This is a genomic window from Gilliamella sp. X-60, assembly GCF_057063585.1.
This window is the reverse complement of the sequence record NZ_JBXSQJ010000002.1, coordinates 18,556-37,232: the sequence shown is the minus strand read 5'-3', so window position 1 is coordinate 37,232 and position 18,677 is coordinate 18,556. Positions and strand designations below refer to the sequence as shown.

The following is an 18,677-nucleotide window of genomic DNA, read 5'->3' as shown; positions in this document are numbered from 1 at the left end:
ATTCCTTATTCTTTTACTATCATGACCGGAATTAGCCAATCCTGAGCCTGTTGTAAGGCTTGTGTTACATTAGCAAAACTCTTGATTGCACAGTGCTCAATCTTATTTTTTTCACAATAGTGAACTAGTTTGTCTTTGGCAAACACGAAATCAACATTATGCGATACACAGTAGTCTGATGAACCATCACCAACATACAGTATTTGTGGAAAATATTGTTGTTTTTTTACATGATTACATTTGCAATTACCGCTTTTTTTGATGCAGTCTTGGTTTGCATAGGGGAACTCAAGGCGCCAACTGCGCGCATTATTGTGCATCAATTTATTGGCAAAAATTGGCAAATGTTTAATGCCATGACGTTTTAAAATAAACTCAATGGCATAATCAAGACCGTCGCTAACTACGTGGACAGGGATATTATTTTGTTCAGTATATTGAACAAAGGATTTAAAATCCGGATCAATTTCAATTTGAGATAAGACGTCATTGAGCTCATCTAAGCTTGCATCCATTAAGGCAATTTGCTTGCTCATACATTCTTGAGAGCCAATTTTGCCATTAACCCATAATTCTTCAAGCTCATCACAACCATCTTGACCGAAATGGCTCAGTAACGTATCGGTAACATCTTTTATACTAATTGTGCCATCAAAATCACACAAAATAATGGGCGTGTGATGTTGTGTATAAGATGGATGCAACAGAGGGTTTGTTATTGATGAAAAAGCACTCATATTGGATATAAAAATAGTCTATTTAAAGATATTGGCGCAGATTCTCTCATAGAGTGACAATAAACTTTGTAGGCTCTTTGTATATATTTTGTAACGAGGGGATAATTGTCTGTATAATGAGGCATCTCTAAGTAAAAGTGGCAGTGATTAAGAACAAATAATGAGTGAACGTATATTAATCATCGAAGATGATCAGCGGTTAGCCAATCTAATTCAAGTTTATCTTATTCGGCAAGGATATCTTGTTGAATGGCATAATAGCGGTGCAGGCGCTGAAGAAAGAATTCAAAAGCTTAATCCAGATCTGGTTATATTAGATGTGATGTTACCTGAAAAAACGGGTTTTGATATTTGTCGTGATATACGCACATGGTTTACTAACTACATCCTTATAATGACAGCTAGCGAAGATAATATTGATGAAATCGTTGGGCTGGAATTGGGGGCGGATGATTATTTAGCTAAGCCCGTTGAGCCAAGATTACTGCTTGCCCGCATACGAGCCTTATTAAGACGAAAACAGATAGAAACCGACAAAGACAATCATAAAGAATTGATTGTGCCATCAAATAATAAAACGCTAATATTTGACAATTTAGTTATCGATGGCGAAAACCGAAAAGTGCTTTTGCAAGAGCAAGAAATTGATTTAACAACAGCTGAATTTGATCTGTTATGGTTACTTGCGCATAATGCAGGGACAATTTTATCCCGAGATGATATTTTTTCTCAGGTAAGAGGGATCGATTTTGATGGTAGCGATCGTTCTATTGATGCACGTGTGTCAAGACTTCGTCGAAAATTATTTGATGATCCAGATAACCCATCGCGCATCAAAACTGTACGTGGTAAAGGCTATTTATTTATGCGAGAGGGAGAAAACCATTGAGACAATTATTAGCCAAACCGCTATTTTTTAATCGTCGAATTGTATTTTATCTAGTCATTTTACTTTTATTGCAAAGTATCATTGCTTATGGTGCTTTATTGGTTTTTGATTCATTACCTTCATCATTAACCGATATGCCTGATGATCATATTGTATTTCGAGAATCTCAACGAGGCACGGTAAACCTGATTCGTATGCAAATTAACGAGCACAAAGATCGTCCCCTTCAAGAAGTGGTTAGTGAATTACAACCTTATTTTGGTTATCCTATCGAAGTATTGCCAATTAATACACCATTACCCGATGCGGTACTTAACGAGTTACACAAGCTGGACTTTTCTTATGATAGCGATAAAGAGGTCGTTTATATTGATTTAAAAGATGGCAACTTATTGCAATTAGGCCCCATTGCCATGCGAGATATTTTGGCATCCAACACCATGTCATTGACCATCTTTCTCATTATTTGGGCTGTATTTAGTGCCATCACCTTTTTTATTTTAATTTATATGGCGTTTAGTGCTGTTTGGAAAGATTTGGTTAATATCAGGCAGACCGCCGAACAACTAGGACAAGGTAATTTAAAAGCACGAACCGAAAATGTTAAAGGTTGGTTGTTTAAGCCGCTAGCTAACGTATTAAACAATATGGGCACACATATTGAACACTTAGTAAGTACCAATCAAACGATTTCTCATGCAATGGCACATGAACTACGCACTCCGCTTGCAAGAATGCGATTTGAACTTAGTATGCTTGAAGAAGCTAACGATGAACAAGAAAAACGTCTTCTACAAAAAGGTATGAGTGATGATATTAACGAGCTTGAAACATTAATCAATGCCAGCTTGAATTATTTTAAAATGCAGCAAAGCAATATCGAGCTAAACTTAACGCGTGTAGCACTCAAAGAGTGGGGCGAAAAAGTGTGCCAATCACTGGCGTTATTCAAACCTAAAGAGTTTGAACTAACTTGTAATAGCCAAGATGCATACGCCATGATTGATACCAATTTAGTTGAAACTATTGTAAAAAATCTGTTACTTAATGCGTTTAAATATGCAGCTCATAAAGCGGTTTTAAATATCACCAAACATGAAAATCGTGTTATCCTTGAGATCGATGATGATGGCGCAGGTATTCCTTTTGATGCGCGCGAAAAGATTTTTATGCCTTTTGCCAGACTTGATACTAGCCGTACACGTTCAACTGGTGGTTATGGGCTTGGTTTAGCTTATGTAAAATTAATGGCAGAATTTCATGATGGCAAAGCGTTTGTTGTCACCAGCCCGCTTGGAGGGGCTAGATTTGTAGTTTCGCTAAAATCAGGCGATGAATAAAAGTAGCATTTATTGGCAACACTGTCAAAAAGCAGTCAGAAAAATATTGATTTTATTTGATTTTTCATGTTTGCTTTGTTGTTGAAAAAACAGGCTATTTTGTTAAAAAACGGCATTGTTTAGCTAAAAGCCAATTTTGTCGATACAAATAGCCGGTTTTCCGTTTCAGAAATAACAAAAATTTGTTATATTCATCAACCAATACAAGAAGTAATAGCAAAGCAAATATTCTTAATTTGTTTCTAATAAATATATCATCAGAGGTTTTTTATGAGCGGTTCACTACCGACAGAGACTGAAACTCGTCCGACTAATTTTATCCGTCAAATTATTGATGCGGATCTTGCTGCTGGCAAATATAAAACAACGCATACCCGCTTTCCGCCAGAGCCAAATGGCTATTTACATATTGGGCATGCCAAATCAATTTGTTTAAATTTTGGTATTGCGCAAGACTATCAGGGTAAGTGTAACTTGCGTTTTGACGATACTAATCCAGCTAAAGAAGATATAGAGTATGTTGAGTCGATTAAACAAGATGTCCGTTGGTTAGGGTTTGAATGGGATGGTGAGATTTGTTACTCATCTGACTATTTTGACCGGCTATATGATTATGCAATTGAACTCATCAATAAAGGGCTTGCTTATGTAGATGAACTGTCTGCTGATGAAATTCGTGAATATCGTGGTACTTTAACGCAACCGGGTAAAAATAGTCCTTATCGTGATCGTAGTGTTGAAGAAAACCTAGACCTTTTTACACAAATGAAAGAAGGCAAATTCGCCGAAGGTAAAGCCTGCCTAAGAGCCAAAATTGACATGGCCTCGCCATTTATTGTGATGCGCGATCCGGTGTTATACCGCATCAAATTTGCCGAGCATCACCAAACAGGCAACAAATGGTGCATTTACCCAATGTACGATTTTACCCATTGTATTTCAGATGCGATCGAAAATATCACCCATTCACTCTGTACGCTTGAATTCCAAGACAACCGCCGTTTATATGATTGGGTATTAGATAATATTACTATCGACGCGCGTCCGCACCAGTATGAATTTTCAAGATTAAATTTAGAGTACGCTATTACCTCTAAACGTAAATTGAATCTACTTGTAGCTGAAAAAATTGTCGATGGTTGGGACGATCCACGCATGCCAACAATATCGGGACTACGTCGCCGTGGCTACACACCAGCGTCAATTCGGGAATTTTGCCGTCGAATTGGGGTGACCAAACAAGAAAATACTGTTGAAATGAGTACCCTTGAGTTTTGTATTCGTGAAGACCTGAACGAAAATGCACCTCGTGCAATGGCAGTGCTAGATCCAGTTAAAGTTGTGATTGAAAACTTTTCAGACAGTATTGATGAAATACTTAGCATGCCAAACCATCCAAATCGTCCTGAATTAGGCATGCGTGAAGCGACATTCACCCGTGAAATCTATATCGACCGAGCTGATTTTAGGGAAGAAGCTAACAAAAACTACAAGCGTTTAGTACTCGGTAAAGAAGTGCGTTTGCGTAATGCTTATGTGATTCGTGCTGAGCGCGTTGAAAAAGACGCCGAAGGCAACATCCAAACGATCTATTGTAGCTACGATCCTGCTACATTAAATAAAAACCCAGAAGATGGACGTAAAGTTAAAGGAGTTATTCATTGGGTTTCGGCTAAGTTTGCCAAACCAGCTGAAATTCGCTTGTATGATCGCCTATTTAACACACCAAACCCAGGTGCTGCCGAGGACTTTTTAGCGACGATTAATCCAACTTCTTTAGTCATTAAACAAGGCTTTGTTGAAGCAAGCTTACAAAATGCCAAAGTTGAAGTAGCTTATCAATTTGAACGTGAAGGCTACTTCTGTTTAGATAGCAAATATGCAACCGATGATAAGCTAGTGTTTAACCGAACCGTGGGTTTAAGGGATAGCTGGAACGAAGCATAATTTAACTAAGTCATTCGCCGACTTATTGGGGCGGCGAATGATTGTAGTTGCCACCTCATTTACATTACTTCAATCTAATTCAATAAATTATTCTTCGTGTTTAAACAATTTTGTTTGTTGATCTAAATAGCTCAGCACATCAGGCATTCGGTGTTTGCCTGCCATTGATTGCACGCTATTGGCAGCATTTATTAGCGGTATGCCTATCGAGGTAACATATAACGGGTGCTTACTTTGACCGCGAAGAACTTCGATCAAATACTCGCTATTGCCTGAAAACGGCTTTTTAGCAACACCAATAATAGGAATGGTTTTGTTTAATGCATGATACAAATGCCCACCTAGCCCTATCTTACCTTCATCCAAATGCACATAACCATCAATCACAATGCAGGTAAGTTTACTTAAATCAATTTTATCAAGCAGTGACATAATGCAAGGCAATTCACGTTGATAAAACTGACCTGATTGATAGGGCGCAACATTATCTTGATAATCTGTGATTACCTGTTCAATTGCTGAGGTTGAATCAGTCCAATTATGAAATAAAACGCCGACCGATTTGGCGCGGTTATCAATGTAATAAACATCAATTGCAAGTATCATATTAAGTTATCTTCTATTCTCACTCTTTTTAATTATGAAGGCTTCTTAACTTCGTTAAGTAGTTTTAATTCAATAATGATTAATGCCATAGCACCAATAACTAAACAAATCCAAATTAACCATTTAGGCAAAAATGAATTCCCTATCGAATCAGCCTTTGTTTTTGATAATACCTTGTTTCTCGATTGACTGTGGGATTTTTTCTAATTCAGCCGAACAATTATCGGCAATAAAGTAGTTCTGTTTGTAATAAATGGTGATTTTATAATTCTGTCAACTGAAGTTTTAAGGTGACGATTTGATCTTTCAAATTAGAAAAATTAATAAATACCACTATATTTATATTTTTTATTTCATGGCAACTTATTTTTTATAGTTAATTAAAATAATAATTTACAAATTTTTAGATAAACAGTAAATCAGTAATTGAATAATAAATCAATATTTTCTGAACAGCCCACTATTAGAATCAACTCCAAAAACTAATTTGTATACTCAAACGTATATTTTTCTGAAAGATTTTGACAAATATTTTCAGGTATTCCATTAAAAGCTTAATCAAGGTTGTTCTTGATAATTCTTTATGATTCTTTATAATTCTTTAAATCCAAAGGAGAAAATTTTTTAAAAATACTATACTTTGGAATGATTAAAAGTAAATTTAACTTATTTCATAATCAGGCTATGGAAATTAAGATTAAATAAAAAGTAGATAAATTTATGGACAGAATATTATGCAGTACAATTATGGACAGCAGCTCTGGCTGCGTTATATTTTAAATACGTCTAAATCTCCCTTTAGTCGAGTTTTTTCTTTAACCTCATTAGTATCATCAAGATTTCCTATAGCATTAGCTATGTTGTTGCTATTGTCGTATTCGTTACATACTCAGGCATTATCAGCAATTACCACGGGAATCATTGAAGGTAGCGCGCCGTATTTAACATTTGATGGGGGGAAAACCAAGGCCAATACAACAGATGGTTTTCTTTCTTTTACGTTATCAGATGGTACTACAATCACGCCAGAAACCAACAACTCATCAAATTCAAACCCAATTATGTTACCTCGAGTCGGGGAAAGTTTTAATGATATTGACATGTTAATACCAAAATCAATGACATCAATAGGGTTAAATGAGCTAATTACTACACATAAATTATGGGGTGATGATGATGGTGATGGCGATGTAATTGTAGAAACTGAAGGATTATGGGGTGGTGATGAGGGCGATGTAGTAATACCAGGTAGTTTAGAAATTCTTTTACGCGATAGATTTTACAGGAAGGTGAGTCGTAACGATGTTTTAGATATTTGTAAAGCACCTTATCAAATGGTGATTTTTAATGACGAGGGAGTGTTAAGTACACAATACGGTGTGCCTAATCGTACTCCTTTCGAGTATAACGGGACAACGTATTATATCAATCCTCAATCATCACTAAAAGCCTGTTATGCCCAGCCAAGGCCTTCCTATTGGGGGGGTACTCATCCAACTGATGGTCCTGCTTCCATGTGGGATCCTGATGGTTCAACAAGTTTTTTTATTACTCAATCAACCGACCCAGCATCTTACGATCGAAACTTCCCGACTACTGGTTTAAATGGCCTCTACTTTATTTTAGGAATAGGTGGTGGTGGCGGTCAATTGACTTGGGAACCTGTCACCCATGAGGGTATAACTGCCACAATGGCACCGGGTTTAGATGGTAAACTTGTAAAGGTTACTTTAACTGGTCCGGAGGCAGAAGATCAATGGGAGAATCTTAATCCTAGTCGAATTGCTAAGCCAAATTTACCGCAGACCTTTGAGTTAGTGGGTAGAGATAGTCAGGGTAATGTAGTCGTAAAATATGGATTTGTATTACAGCAGTGGTTTGTCTACCGACAAGACGGAAGGCAAAGGTTACCCTCAGACTCTTGGTGTAGCGGTTTAGGATATCGTCTTTCACGAGTAAAAGACCTTACCAATGCAGTCTGTTCGGGTGAGAACTCTGATAAGTGTCAAGGCGCTGTTGGTGCTACGCCCTCATCAAGTGGTAATTATTACCAGCGTCGAATAGGCGGTGGTTTTTTTTCTGAGTGGGGATATATACAGCTGTACATAGGTATGGGTGACTTCAATCATAGCTTCCCGACTAGTGATGGGTTTGAGATTTTTCAAGGTAGTGTGCTTACTAACCCTGATCCGAGGCGTTCCGCACTTTGTGTCGCTCCTTAGCTCTTAATTCTCGCGTCATGGAAGAAATTATTTGCCATTTTAAGAATCAACAACCAAAGAAAGCCATCTTAGCCTAAGACAGGCTTTGAGTTGATAACGTTGGTAGGTTATACTTTTTTGCAGTTAAATAGCAAAAGAGTATAACCCAAAAAACAAAACCTCTGGCACTGAGGTTGAAGGACTCTATAACTAATTGATTTGGCTAAAAATAAAATTTTAGTAAAATCAAATATCTAAACAATAATTTTGATGTTTTTTAATATTTTTACTCAAGGCAAAGTCTGGCTTCTTTTTCTCTTTTAAGTTTTGCTAAGTGAGTTAATAGGCATAGAACATTTGGTAGGAATCCAAATGCGTCTTAGACGTACAAAGCGGCTTTCCAATTTGTTATCGCTTGACTAACTGTATTTAAGATAGCCACATTGTTCACTTTCTTTTATAATGTTGTTCTATTTTTTAACCTATGTTTGGCTTAAAAAGAGTAATTAGCATGAAAATTTTAGCTGGCTGTTCTGCTTTATCTGCATTTCGTATTAGTAAAATCTTATCTACTTGTTGTGAAAAATCCATCCCTGTTATCGATATTGAAGCCCAATACCTCCATTTTGTTGATTTGGCTGGCGAGTTAACGGCTGAACAACAGCTAACTTTAGATAAATTATTACAATACGGTCCTAAAACCGCACAAATCAATGTTAAAGAGACATCTAGCAAGCAACTTTTTTTAGTTACTCCAAGAGCCGGAACCATTTCGCCTTGGTCGTCAAAAGCGACGGACATTGCGCATAATTGCGGCTTGTCGCAGATTCGCCGTATTGAACGAGGAATCGCTTATTATGTGCAAGTGAGTTCGCCATTAACCGATTCACAAAAAAATGATTTTTTATCATTGATTCACGATCGCATGATGGAAGCTGTTTTTAGTCGTGTTGAGCAAGCCGAGCAGCTATTCCACGTTGAGTCTCCAACGCCTGTGACAACCATTGATTTATTAGCCCAAGGGCGCAAAGCGTTAGAAGATGCTAACCTTAAATTAGGTTTAGCGTTAGCATCTGATGAGATTGATTATTTAGTTGAAAATTTTGAAAAATTAAAACGTAATCCGACTGATATTGAACTTTATATGTTTGCGCAAGCCAACTCTGAGCATTGTCGCCATAAGATTTTTAATGCTGATTGGATTATTGATGGGGTAAAGCAGCCTAAATCACTGTTTAAGATGATCAAAAATACTTTTGAACACACTCCTGATTATGTTTCGTCTGCTTATAAGGATAATGCCGCTGTGATGGATGGCTCAATCGTTGGGCGCTTTTTTGCAGATAATGAGAATAAAACCTACGGTTATCATCAAGAATATGCTGATATTTTAATGAAAGTGGAAACGCATAATCATCCAACCGCCATATCGCCTTGGCCGGGTGCGGCAACCGGGAGTGGTGGTGAGATTCGTGACGAGGGGGCAACAGGGCGCGGGGCTAAACCGAAAGCAGGATTGGTTGGGTTTTCGGTTTCTAATTTGCGTATTCCTAACTTTGAACAGCCTTGGGAATACGATTTTGGTAAGCCTGATCGTATTGTCAGTGCGTTTGATATTATGATGGAGGGTCCTTTAGGGGGAGCGGCGTTTAATAATGAATTTGGTCGTCCGGCTTTATTAGGTTATTTTCGCACTTATGAAGAGCGAGTAAATAGCCATAATGGCAAAGAAGTGAGAGGTTATCATAAACCGATTATGTTAGCGGGTGGTATGGGTAATATTCGCCGTGAACATATTCAAAAAGGTGAGTTTCCGGCTGGCTCTAAGCTGATTGTGTTAGGTGGTCCAGCAATGAATATTGGTTTAGGCGGTGGCGCTGCTTCATCTATGACATCAGGTCAATCCGATGCAGATCTGGATTTTGCTTCTGTTCAGCGTGATAACCCTGAAATGGAGCGCCGTTGTCAAGAAGTTATCGATCGTTGCTGGCAACTAGGTGAAGATAACCCTATCTTATTTATTCATGATGTGGGTGCTGGTGGGTTATCTAATGCGATGCCTGAGCTGGTTAGTGACGGTGGCTGTGGTGGTCAATTTGAGCTCCGAAAAATACTCAGCGATGAGCCGGGTATGTCCCCGCTAGAAATCTGGTGTAATGAATCGCAAGAACGTTATGTTCTTGCCATCCAATCCGATAAATTAGCATTGTTTGATGAGCTTTGTCAGCGTGAACGAGCGCCTTATGCCGTTATTGGTGAGGCAACAGCGAATAAAGCGCTGATTTTGCATGATGAGCATTTTAATAATAACCCGATAGATTTGCCACTGGATGTACTGCTTGGTAAAACGCCTAAAATGCAACGTGATGTAAAAACACATCAGGCGCATGGTGATAATTTTTCAACTGCTGACATTAATTTATATGATGCGGTCAAACGGGTTTTACACTTACCAACGGTTGCCGAAAAGACCTTTTTAATTACCATTGGTGATCGCTCTGTGACGGGGATGGTGGCGCGAGATCAAATGGTTGGACCTTGGCAAGTACCAGTTGCCGATTGCGCTGTCACCACAGCAAGTTTTGATAGCTATTATGGCGAAGCTATGTCTATGGGAGAGCGCGCGCCAGTTGCGCTAATTAACTTTGCAGCTTCGGCAAGGCTTGCTGTTGGTGAGGCGATTACCAATATTGCCGCAACGAATATTGGTGATATCAAACGCATTAAGCTTTCAGCTAACTGGATGGCCGCCGCTGGCCATCCGGGCGAAGATGCTGGGCTTTATCAGGCCGTTAAAGCAATAGGTGAAGATCTATGCCCAGCATTGGGACTTGCAATTCCGGTTGGTAAAGATTCGATGTCGATGAAAACCACATGGCAAGAAGATGGTGAACAAAAAGCAGTGACATCACCGTTATCATTGGTGATTTCGGCATTTGCGCGCGTTGAAGATGTGCGTAAAACCGTAACACCACAATTGCGTACCGATCAAGATAATACGTTATTGTTGGTTGATTTATCGAAAGGTCATCAAGCATTAGGGGCAACCGCACTTGCGCAAGTGTATCGTCATTTAGGCCAACAAACAGCGGATGTTCATGATCCTAAAGAGCTGCTTGCTTTTTATCAAGCCATTCAAGCTTTAGTCAGTCAAAATGTGTTGCTGGCTTATCATGATCGTTCCGATGGGGGGCTGTTTGTGACATTAGCCGAGATGGCTTTTGCTGGGCATTGTGGTGTTGATGTTGATATTTCTCAATTAGGCCATGATGTGATTGCTTCGCTATTTAATGAGGAGCTTGGTGCTGTTATTCAGGTGGCCAATAGTTGTTTAGATGATGTGATAGCTTGCTTTAAGCAGTTTGGCTTATCCCATACGGTTCATGCTTTGGGTAGTGCTAAAGCAGGACAACAATTTATTGTGCGTAACAAATCTGCTGTGGTTTATAGTGAGTCGCGCTCAATATTAAGAACATGGTGGGCCGAAACGACATGGCAGATGCAGCGGTTACGCGATAATCCTGAGTGTGCCGATCAAGAACATCAAGCGAAACAAAATGAAGATGATCCGGGCTTAAATGTGCACTTAACTTTCGATCCACAAACGGACATTGCAGCGCCTTATATTGCTAAAGGTGCAAAACCTAAAGTCGCTATTTTACGTGAACAAGGTGTTAACTCGCATGTCGAGATGGCCGCCGTATTTGATCGAGCTGGTTTTGAGGCCATTGATGTGCATATGACTGATTTACTCTCAGGTCGCATTACTCTTAACCAATTTAGTACACTGGTTGCTTGTGGTGGCTTTTCTTATGGCGATGTGCTAGGCGCGGGCGAAGGTTGGGCTAAATCGATTTTATTTAACGAAAAGGTGCGTGATGAATTTGAACGATTCTTTCATCGCAAAGATACATTATCGTTAGGGGTTTGTAACGGTTGTCAGATGATGTCAAACCTTAAGGATCTGATTCCAGGGGCTGATTTGTGGCCTCGTTTTGTGCGTAATTTGTCAGAACGTTTTGAAGCGCGCTTTAGCTTAGTGCAAATTCAATCAAGCCCTTCGTTGCTATTTACTGATATGGCGGGATCACATATGCCAATTGCGGTTTCACACGGCGAAGGGCGTGTTGAGGTTTGTGATGATACGCATCTAACTAATTTAGAAGCATCAGCATTAATAGCGGCATGTTATATTGACCATTATGGCAAAGTAACACAGCAGTACCCTGCCAATCCCAATGGTTCACCAAACGGAATTACTGCGGTGACATCTGAAGATGGGCGAGCAACCATTATGATGCCACATCCAGAAAGGGTATTTAGAACAGTTGCTAATTCATGGCATCCAGATAATTGGGGCGAAGATAGCCCATGGATGCGAATGTTCCGTAATGCTCGCAAACAACTAGGTTAACTAACCGATATATCGTCGATACTATTATTGGCGATATATTTATCTTCATTTATTTGTTAGGAAATAACTTGTCGTTTTCTTACAAGTAATAAATATTATTTGGGAAAAATATCGATAAGATTACCGTATTAGCTATATTGAGAATAGGCTATATCTAAAAAGGCGGTGTAGATGATTGAGATAGCTAACTCGACTATAGCAGAATCCTCCACCTTTTGAGGTGGAGGAAGATATCAAAAAAATTAAGCTTTAGGTGGTTGTTTTTGTCTTTCAATTAGAGGTGTAGCTAACTGGCTATTCATTTTTTGCAACACTTGCTCGGTGGTTTCCCAATTGATACAAGCATCGGTCACTGACACACCATATTTAAAGTTTTCTTGCGGTTGTTCAGAAGATTGGTTGCCTTCAAACAAGTTACTTTCAATCATCACGCCAATAATTGAATTATTACCATGCTTGATTTGTTCAATAATTGAGTCGGCAACAATCGGTTGATTGCGATAATCTTTATTGGAATTGGCATGGCTACAGTCAATCATTAAGTTAGGTAATAACCCTGCTTTTTGCATTTGAATTTCACATAATGCGACATTTTCAGCATCAAAGTTAGGTGTTTTACCACCACGCAAAATAACATGACCATGTGGATTGCCCATTGTTTGTAAAACGGTCACTTGCCCTTGTTGATTAATGCCTACAAAACGATGAGGCATAGAGGCTGATTTCATGGCGTTAATGGCAACATCCAAACTACCATCTGTGCCATTTTTAAAACCGACAGGCATCGAAAGCCCTGAAGCCATTTCTCGATGGGTTTGTGACTCTGTGGTTCTTGCACCGATTGCTGACCAGCTAATTAAATCGGCAATATATTGTGGTGTATTGGGATCTAATGCTTCGGTAGCAATAGGTAAGCCAATTTCAGCAATATCGAGCAGTAATTTGCGTGCTTTTTTTAGTCCATGCTCAATATCAAATGAGCTATCCATATGAGGATCGTTAATCAAACCTTTCCAACCAACAGTGGTTCTTGGTTTTTCAAAATAAACACGCATGACGATAAATAAGTGATCCTTAACTTCGTCTGAGAGTTTTTTTAATTTATGCGCATATTCAAGTGCCGCAATAGGATCATGAATAGAACAAGGACCACAGACGATAAGTAGTCGGTGATCTCGCCTTTCTAAAATATCCACAACAGTTTGACGAGACAAGGCTATTTGATTTTTTAAATCTTCAGAAAGAGGATAAAGCTGTTTGATTTCTTCGGGGGTGATTAACATGTGTTCGTCTCGGATTCGAACATTATTTAGGGTATCTTTTAACATTTTTATTTTCCTTGTTAAAATCATTTATATTTTATATGTAAAATATTAATTACATAAACGCTTATTATGTAAACACAAAATTACATAATAGTAAATGAAATTTTTACTGTTTACTAAATGATTCATTTTTATATTTTGTGACTTGATAAAAAGATACTTGCAAAACGGGTATCTAAACAAACCAGATCTAAAATTGTGTAATTAAATGTTTACATTTCGATAAGTTATAGGAAAACACCGAGTTGTTCACACTTCATGATTAAAATAATCCGCTAAAAATGCATAAAGTGTTTTATCTGAAATCACATTATGTGGTTTAACCGTATTATAAAAGTTAATAAATTTCTTAACCTTTTATTTTCTATCTTTTGAATTGCTAACTATTGTTGATTAGGTTACTTCTTCATAAATTTCCGTATCAGGCTTTCGGCTTTGCCATTCGTTTGTCGGCAGGTAGGTTTAGTGAATTTTTGATTGATACAATGGTTATCACATGTTTTAACGAATAGATATTGCGAAGTCTCAATTAATCGTGAAACGGTATAGAATCCTGAATATTTTTTACAAAAAATATAACCGAAAAAGTGAACACTTTTCTTCATTAAAGTACCTATCTCTTATGGCTTTGTCATTCATGTGTGGACAAGCTGATTTTGTGAATTTTTAATTGATATGATGGTTATCACACGTTTTAACGAATAGATATTGCGAAGTCTAAATTAATCGCGAAACGGTATAGAATCCTGAATATTTTTTACAAAAAATATAACCGAAAAAGTGAACACTTTTCTTCATTAAAGTACCTATCTCTTATGGCTTTGTCATTCATGTGTGGACAAGCTGATTTTGTGAATTTTTAATTGATATGATGGTTATCACACGTTTTAACGAATAGATATTGCGAAGTCTAAATTAATCGCGAAACGGTATAGAATCCTGAATATTTTTTACAAAAAATATAACCGAAAAAGTGAACACTTTTCTTCATTAAAGTACTTATCTCTTATGGCTTTGTCATTCATGTGTGGACAAGCCGGTTTTGTGAATTTTTGATTGATACGATGGTTATCACATGTTTTAACGAATAGATATTGCGAAGTCTAAATTAATCGCGAAACGGTATAGAATCCTGAATATTTTTTACAAAAAATATAACTGAATATGATATAAGCGCCATATCGCTTATTTGTGATACGGCGTTAGTTTTGTTATATATATTCATTAACGTAGTTTCTTAACTTACTAGCAATGATGCGACTAGTTTTATCAATCATTGATTAAGTAAGTTGTATAGATTGAAATACCACGTCTTTATCAATGCCATCAATCACTTCAGCGTGCCCAATTTTAGTGGGTACAACTAGCCGTAATTGTCCAGATAGTACTTTTTTGTCTCGTAACATGTGTGGTAGGTAAGATTCAATCGGCATTGTTGTTGGTCTGTTAACCGGTAGCTTAGCACGAATTAATAAGTTTTTAATCCGTTCAATATCTGCTTGGGTTAATTTACCAAGTAATTTTGCGGTTTGTGCAGCCATTAGCATACCGACACTGACGGCTTCGCCATGTAGCCAGTTTCCATAGCCTAATTCTGCCTCTATCGCATGACCATAAGTATGACCAAGATTTAAAATGGCGCGCATGTTTTGTTCAGTTTCGTCAGCAGCAACCACTTTTGCTTTTAGTTCGCAGCAATGGTAAATACAGTAACTTAATGCGTTAACATCTAAATTTAATAAATCTTCTATATGTTGTTCTAACCAATTAAAAAATTCGGGGTCTAAAATAATACCGTATTTTATCACTTCAGCAAGTCCTGCCGAAAGTTCTCGTTGCGGTAATGTTTTTAAACAATTGAGATCAATGACAACTGATTGCGGTTGATAAAATGCGCCAATCATATTTTTACCCAGTGGATGATTAATCGCGGTTTTGCCACCTACAGATGAGTCAACTTGAGATAGTAGTGTGGTAGGTACTTGAATAAACTTAATGCCACGTTGATAAGCTGATGCGGCAAATCCAGCAACATCACCAATGACGCCCCCACCAAGTGCAATAAGGATTGAGCTTCGGGTATGATTATGGGCAAGCAAGGCTGTGAGTATCGTATTCCATGTTTCCATCGTTTTATACTGCTCACCATCAGGAACAACGACTGAATCGGTCTTTATACCATGCTTTTCAAGCATATCAATTAATGTTTGTAAATAAAGGGGCGCGATAGTTTCATTCGTAACAATGAGCACGCGTTGACCAGCTTGGAGTTTAAAATGTTGAAATTCGCTTAGTAGATTTTCACCAATAGTGATGGGGTAACTGCGTTTAGCTAATGCCACATTTAATATTTTTTGCATAATAATTTCCAGACAAGTCAAAGCCAATTTATTGTTGCATGTTAGCGATAAAAAAGTGGCAGTGCAACTTAGAATCATTTAAACTTAATGATAATTTCGATTTGTGATATTAAATTTTATATGTCTTTATCTATTGTTTTAGCACAAAAAAATTGGCGTGTGGGCGATATTGAAGGGAACGCTCAACAGATTATTGAATTGATAAACAGCCACTCATCCGACGATCTCATTATTTTTTCAGAACTTGCTTTGTGTGGGTATCCACCCGAAGATTTAATTTTCCGTGTTGATTTTAAAGAACGTTGTCAAAACGCATTATCATTAATTCAACAAGCAAGTATACAGTGTGCAGTCATTGTTGGTCATCCGCATTGGCAAGATCAAAATATTTATAATGCGCTTTCCTTTTTTTGTGATGGAAAATTGTTAGCTTGCTATCATAAACAATGGCTACCCAATTACGATGTATTTGATGAAAAGCGTTATTTTTCTGCTGACAATCACACTTGCGTAGTCAATTTTAAAGGTCAAAAGATTGGCTTGTTAATTTGTGAAGATCTTTGGCAAAATCAGCCAATCGATGATATTAAACAAGCTCAAGTTGATTTTGTGGTAGCAATTAATGCTTCGCCTTACGATTATGCAAAACAAAAACATCGACATGATTTAGTTAAACGACATGCAAAACGAACAGAGTTACCTATTATCTATGTCAATCAAGTGGGGGGGCAAGATGAATTAGTTTTTGACGGTGGATCTTTTGTTTGTAATGAACACGGTGAAATTGTTTGTCAGCTAAATTCATTTGAAGAACAAATTGTTGCTTTTCAATTGGGTATAAATCATCCCGTGATAATTGATAAGAATGAAAATAATCAATTAGCTTCAGTTTATGATGCATTAGTACTTGCAACTCGCGATTATGTGACTAAAAATGGTTTCCAAGGCGCAGTATTAGGGCTTTCTGGTGGTATTGATTCTGCTTTAACCCTTGCTATTGCGGTTGATGCTTTAGGTAAAGATAAAGTGCAAGCGGTGATGATGCCGTTTCGTTATACAGCCGATATTAGTATTGCAGATGCCAAAGAAGAAGCCGAAATATTGGGGGTTGAATTTAACATTGTTTCAATAGAGCCGATGTTTGATGCATTTATGTCATCGCTAAGCCCACTGTTTTTAGATACACAAAAAGATACAACGGAAGAAAACCTACAAGCCCGTTGTCGTGGTGTTATTTTAATGGCACTGTCAAATAAGCGTCGTAGTTTGGTGCTAACAACGGGTAATAAAAGTGAAATGTCGGTAGGTTATGCAACCCTTTATGGTGATATGGCTGGTGGTTTTGATGTGCTTAAAGATGTTCCTAAAACAATGGTGTTTGCGTTGTCAAAATACCGAAATACGCGTTCTTATGTTATTCCTGAGAGAGTGATAACACGACCACCTTCAGCGGAGTTAGCACCTGATCAAAAAGATGAAGATAGCTTACCTCCTTATGATATTTTAGATGGCATTTTGAAAGGTTATGTCGAACACGATCTTTCCATTGAACAACTTATTGCACAAGGTTATGATGAGGCGACAATAAGGCGAGTGATTAAATTGGTCGATATCAATGAGTATAAACGTCGCCAATCAGCTGTTGGCCCGAAAATCACAGCTCGTAACTTTGGCAAAGGTCGACGTTATCCAATTACTTCTGCTTTTGGGTTTAAAAATTGGTAATTTTGAATTAAAGGAAAATAGATATGAAAAAAATTGAAGCAATTATTAAACCATTTAAACTTGATGATATTCGAGAAGCGCTTGCCGAGCAAGGTATTACCGGTATGACAGTAACTGAAGTTAAAGGTTTTGGGCGGCAAAAAGGCCATACAGAGCTTTATCGTGGTGCAGAATATATGGTTGATTTTTTACCCAAAGTGAAAATTGAGCTAGTTGTTTCAGATGATATTTTAGATATGTGTATCGAAACTATTATGAAAACCGCTCAAACGGGCAAAATCGGTGATGGCAAAATTTTTGTTTATAATGTTGAGCAGGTTATTCGTATTCGCACGGGTGAAATGGATGATTTAGCGATTTAATTTTAATTATTGAAGAATGTCTGGTCGTTCTTGCTTGAGTAGTTCAGGAGTTACAATACCTTGAATAGAACAAATAAGAAGATTCATATTTGGACTTTTTTCAAGTAATAGTAGTTTTTCAGTAGTATTCGGTGCTGGAATGGTTTTTACTCCAACAACAGTACCGGTATTTTTATGCCAGGTTTGGATGTCATCATCAATACTTCGTACCTTTGGATTTCCGATATAAAGTAGGTTATCCTCCATATTTTTCCAATCTATAAACCCCAATGCTTCTTTGATTTGATTAATATCATTATCGATGATAAATCCCCAAAAATAATATTTTCCCATTTTACCAAGATCCATAGCACTATCATAATAGCCTGTAATTTTTAGGTTTTTATAAGTCATGGGGGTTTTGAAATTAACATGGTTTTTGGCGATATCTGAACGATTTTCTACAGGAATGTAAGCTTGGTTTTGGTTAAAATTTTTGATGTCAGTATATTTTTCTAATTCATCTTTATGGGTATAAACTTGTTTAAAAAATTCAGGGGTACAAAGTATTAACGAATCAATTAAGGGCAATTTATCGGCAGATGCGACAAAAGAGTAAAACATAAAAAATAAAGCAAAAATGTTTTTTATCATGTTGATTCAATTCGACAAAAATTAAGTACCATTAAGTTAACAGGTTTTGATTGTATAATTATTACGACAGAATAACAATGTTAAAGCTATTTTTCTTTTGTTAAGAATTATTAAGATTTATTTTTTCTTAATGCTATT

12 protein-coding genes are annotated in these 18,677 nt (G+C 37.4%); 7 read left to right on the top strand and 5 right to left on the bottom strand.

The genetic code is table 11. The annotated features are described in order from the left end of the window. Window positions 1-5 precede the first annotated feature (5 nt). Window positions 6-737 carry an MtnX-like HAD-IB family phosphatase gene (locus ACYIAM_RS01305; RefSeq protein WP_483746978.1) on the bottom strand — a complete coding sequence of 244 codons (732 nt, stop codon included), beginning with the start codon at window positions 735-737 and terminating at the stop codon, window positions 6-8. A gap of 160 nt (window positions 738-897) precedes the next feature. Between ACYIAM_RS01305 and ACYIAM_RS01300 the strand changes: the two genes are divergently transcribed. The 3 genes from ACYIAM_RS01300 to glnS all read left to right on the top strand — a co-directional run bounded on the left by ACYIAM_RS01300 (window position 898) and on the right by glnS (window position 4,913). Next, window positions 898-1,626 (top strand): winged helix-turn-helix domain-containing protein, encoded by a 729-nt coding sequence (locus tag ACYIAM_RS01300; protein ID WP_483746977.1) that lies wholly within the window; start codon window positions 898-900, stop codon window positions 1,624-1,626. Beyond that, window positions 1,623-2,966, top strand: coding sequence for an ATP-binding protein (locus ACYIAM_RS01295; protein ID WP_174797656.1), 1,344 nt, complete (start codon window positions 1,623-1,625; stop codon window positions 2,964-2,966). The genes ACYIAM_RS01300 and ACYIAM_RS01295 overlap by 4 nt, the downstream gene beginning before the upstream one ends. 270 nt (window positions 2,967-3,236) lie before the next feature. Next, entirely contained in the window at window positions 3,237-4,913 is a 1,677-nt protein-coding gene (glnS, locus tag ACYIAM_RS01290) for a glutamine--tRNA ligase (RefSeq protein ID WP_483746976.1), read from the top strand. 87 nt (window positions 4,914-5,000) lie between these two features. Here glnS and ACYIAM_RS01285 read toward each other — a convergent pair whose 3' ends face one another. Then, window positions 5,001-5,519, bottom strand: coding sequence for an endonuclease V (locus ACYIAM_RS01285; protein ID WP_483746975.1), 519 nt, complete (start codon window positions 5,517-5,519; stop codon window positions 5,001-5,003). Between the two features lie 734 nt (window positions 5,520-6,253). Here ACYIAM_RS01285 and ACYIAM_RS01280 point away from each other — a divergent pair. Next, window positions 6,254-7,741, top strand: coding sequence for a hypothetical protein (locus ACYIAM_RS01280; RefSeq protein ID WP_483746974.1), 1,488 nt, complete (start codon window positions 6,254-6,256; stop codon window positions 7,739-7,741). A 490-nt stretch (window positions 7,742-8,231) separates the two neighbouring features. Beyond that, window positions 8,232-12,134 carry a phosphoribosylformylglycinamidine synthase gene (gene purL, locus ACYIAM_RS01275; RefSeq protein WP_483746973.1) on the top strand — a complete coding sequence of 1,301 codons (3,903 nt, stop codon included), beginning with the start codon at window positions 8,232-8,234 and terminating at the stop codon, window positions 12,132-12,134. A gap of 242 nt (window positions 12,135-12,376) precedes the next feature. Here the strand turns inward: purL and ACYIAM_RS01270 are convergent, their stop codons facing one another. Both ACYIAM_RS01270 and aroB read right to left on the bottom strand, forming a co-directional pair. After that, window positions 12,377-13,462 carry a 3-deoxy-7-phosphoheptulonate synthase gene (locus tag ACYIAM_RS01270; RefSeq protein ID WP_483746972.1) on the bottom strand — a complete coding sequence of 362 codons (1,086 nt, stop codon included), beginning with the start codon at window positions 13,460-13,462 and terminating at the stop codon, window positions 12,377-12,379. A gap of 1,277 nt (window positions 13,463-14,739) precedes the next feature. Beyond that, window positions 14,740-15,819 carry a 3-dehydroquinate synthase gene (aroB, locus tag ACYIAM_RS01265; RefSeq protein ID WP_483746971.1) on the bottom strand — a complete coding sequence of 360 codons (1,080 nt, stop codon included), beginning with the start codon at window positions 15,817-15,819 and terminating at the stop codon, window positions 14,740-14,742. A gap of 87 nt (window positions 15,820-15,906) precedes the next feature. Here aroB and ACYIAM_RS01260 point away from each other — a divergent pair, with 87 nt between their 5' ends. Both ACYIAM_RS01260 and glnB read left to right on the top strand, forming a co-directional pair. Further along, on the top strand, window positions 15,907-17,544 hold the full coding sequence (locus ACYIAM_RS01260; RefSeq protein ID WP_483746970.1) for an NAD+ synthase: 1,638 nt from the start codon (window positions 15,907-15,909) through the stop codon (window positions 17,542-17,544). 23 nt (window positions 17,545-17,567) lie between these two features. Beyond that, on the top strand, window positions 17,568-17,906 hold the full coding sequence (gene glnB / locus ACYIAM_RS01255) for a nitrogen regulatory protein P-II (RefSeq protein ID WP_065638414.1): 339 nt from the start codon (window positions 17,568-17,570) through the stop codon (window positions 17,904-17,906). Between the two features lie 6 nt (window positions 17,907-17,912). Here the strand turns inward: glnB and ACYIAM_RS01250 are convergent, their stop codons facing one another. Continuing rightward, complete coding sequence (locus ACYIAM_RS01250) at window positions 17,913-18,539, bottom strand: hypothetical protein (protein WP_483746969.1); 627 nt, start codon at window positions 18,537-18,539, stop codon at window positions 17,913-17,915. Window positions 18,540-18,677 lie beyond the last annotated feature (138 nt).

What these genes read in the sequence shown, in the direction of transcription:
- ACYIAM_RS01305 (WP_483746978.1), bottom strand. Translation starts at nt 737, where the DNA reads ATGAGTGCTTTTTCATCAATAACAAACCCTCTGTTGCATCCATCTTAT.
- ACYIAM_RS01300 (WP_483746977.1), top strand. Translation starts at nt 898, where the DNA reads ATGAGTGAACGTATATTAATCATCGAAGATGATCAGCGGTTAGCCAAT.
- glnS (WP_483746976.1), top strand. Translation starts at nt 3,237, where the DNA reads ATGAGCGGTTCACTACCGACAGAGACTGAAACTCGTCCGACTAATTTT.
- ACYIAM_RS01285 (WP_483746975.1), bottom strand. Translation starts at nt 5,519, where the DNA reads ATGATACTTGCAATTGATGTTTATTACATTGATAACCGCGCCAAATCG.
- ACYIAM_RS01280 (WP_483746974.1), top strand. Translation starts at nt 6,254, where the DNA reads ATGCAGTACAATTATGGACAGCAGCTCTGGCTGCGTTATATTTTAAAT.
- purL (WP_483746973.1), top strand. Translation starts at nt 8,232, where the DNA reads ATGAAAATTTTAGCTGGCTGTTCTGCTTTATCTGCATTTCGTATTAGT.
- ACYIAM_RS01270 (WP_483746972.1), bottom strand. Translation starts at nt 13,462, where the DNA reads ATGTTAAAAGATACCCTAAATAATGTTCGAATCCGAGACGAACACATG.
- aroB (WP_483746971.1), bottom strand. Translation starts at nt 15,819, where the DNA reads ATGCAAAAAATATTAAATGTGGCATTAGCTAAACGCAGTTACCCCATC.
- ACYIAM_RS01260 (WP_483746970.1), top strand. Translation starts at nt 15,907, where the DNA reads ATGATAATTTCGATTTGTGATATTAAATTTTATATGTCTTTATCTATT.
- glnB (WP_065638414.1), top strand. Translation starts at nt 17,568, where the DNA reads ATGAAAAAAATTGAAGCAATTATTAAACCATTTAAACTTGATGATATT.
- ACYIAM_RS01250 (WP_483746969.1), bottom strand. Translation starts at nt 18,539, where the DNA reads ATGATAAAAAACATTTTTGCTTTATTTTTTATGTTTTACTCTTTTGTC.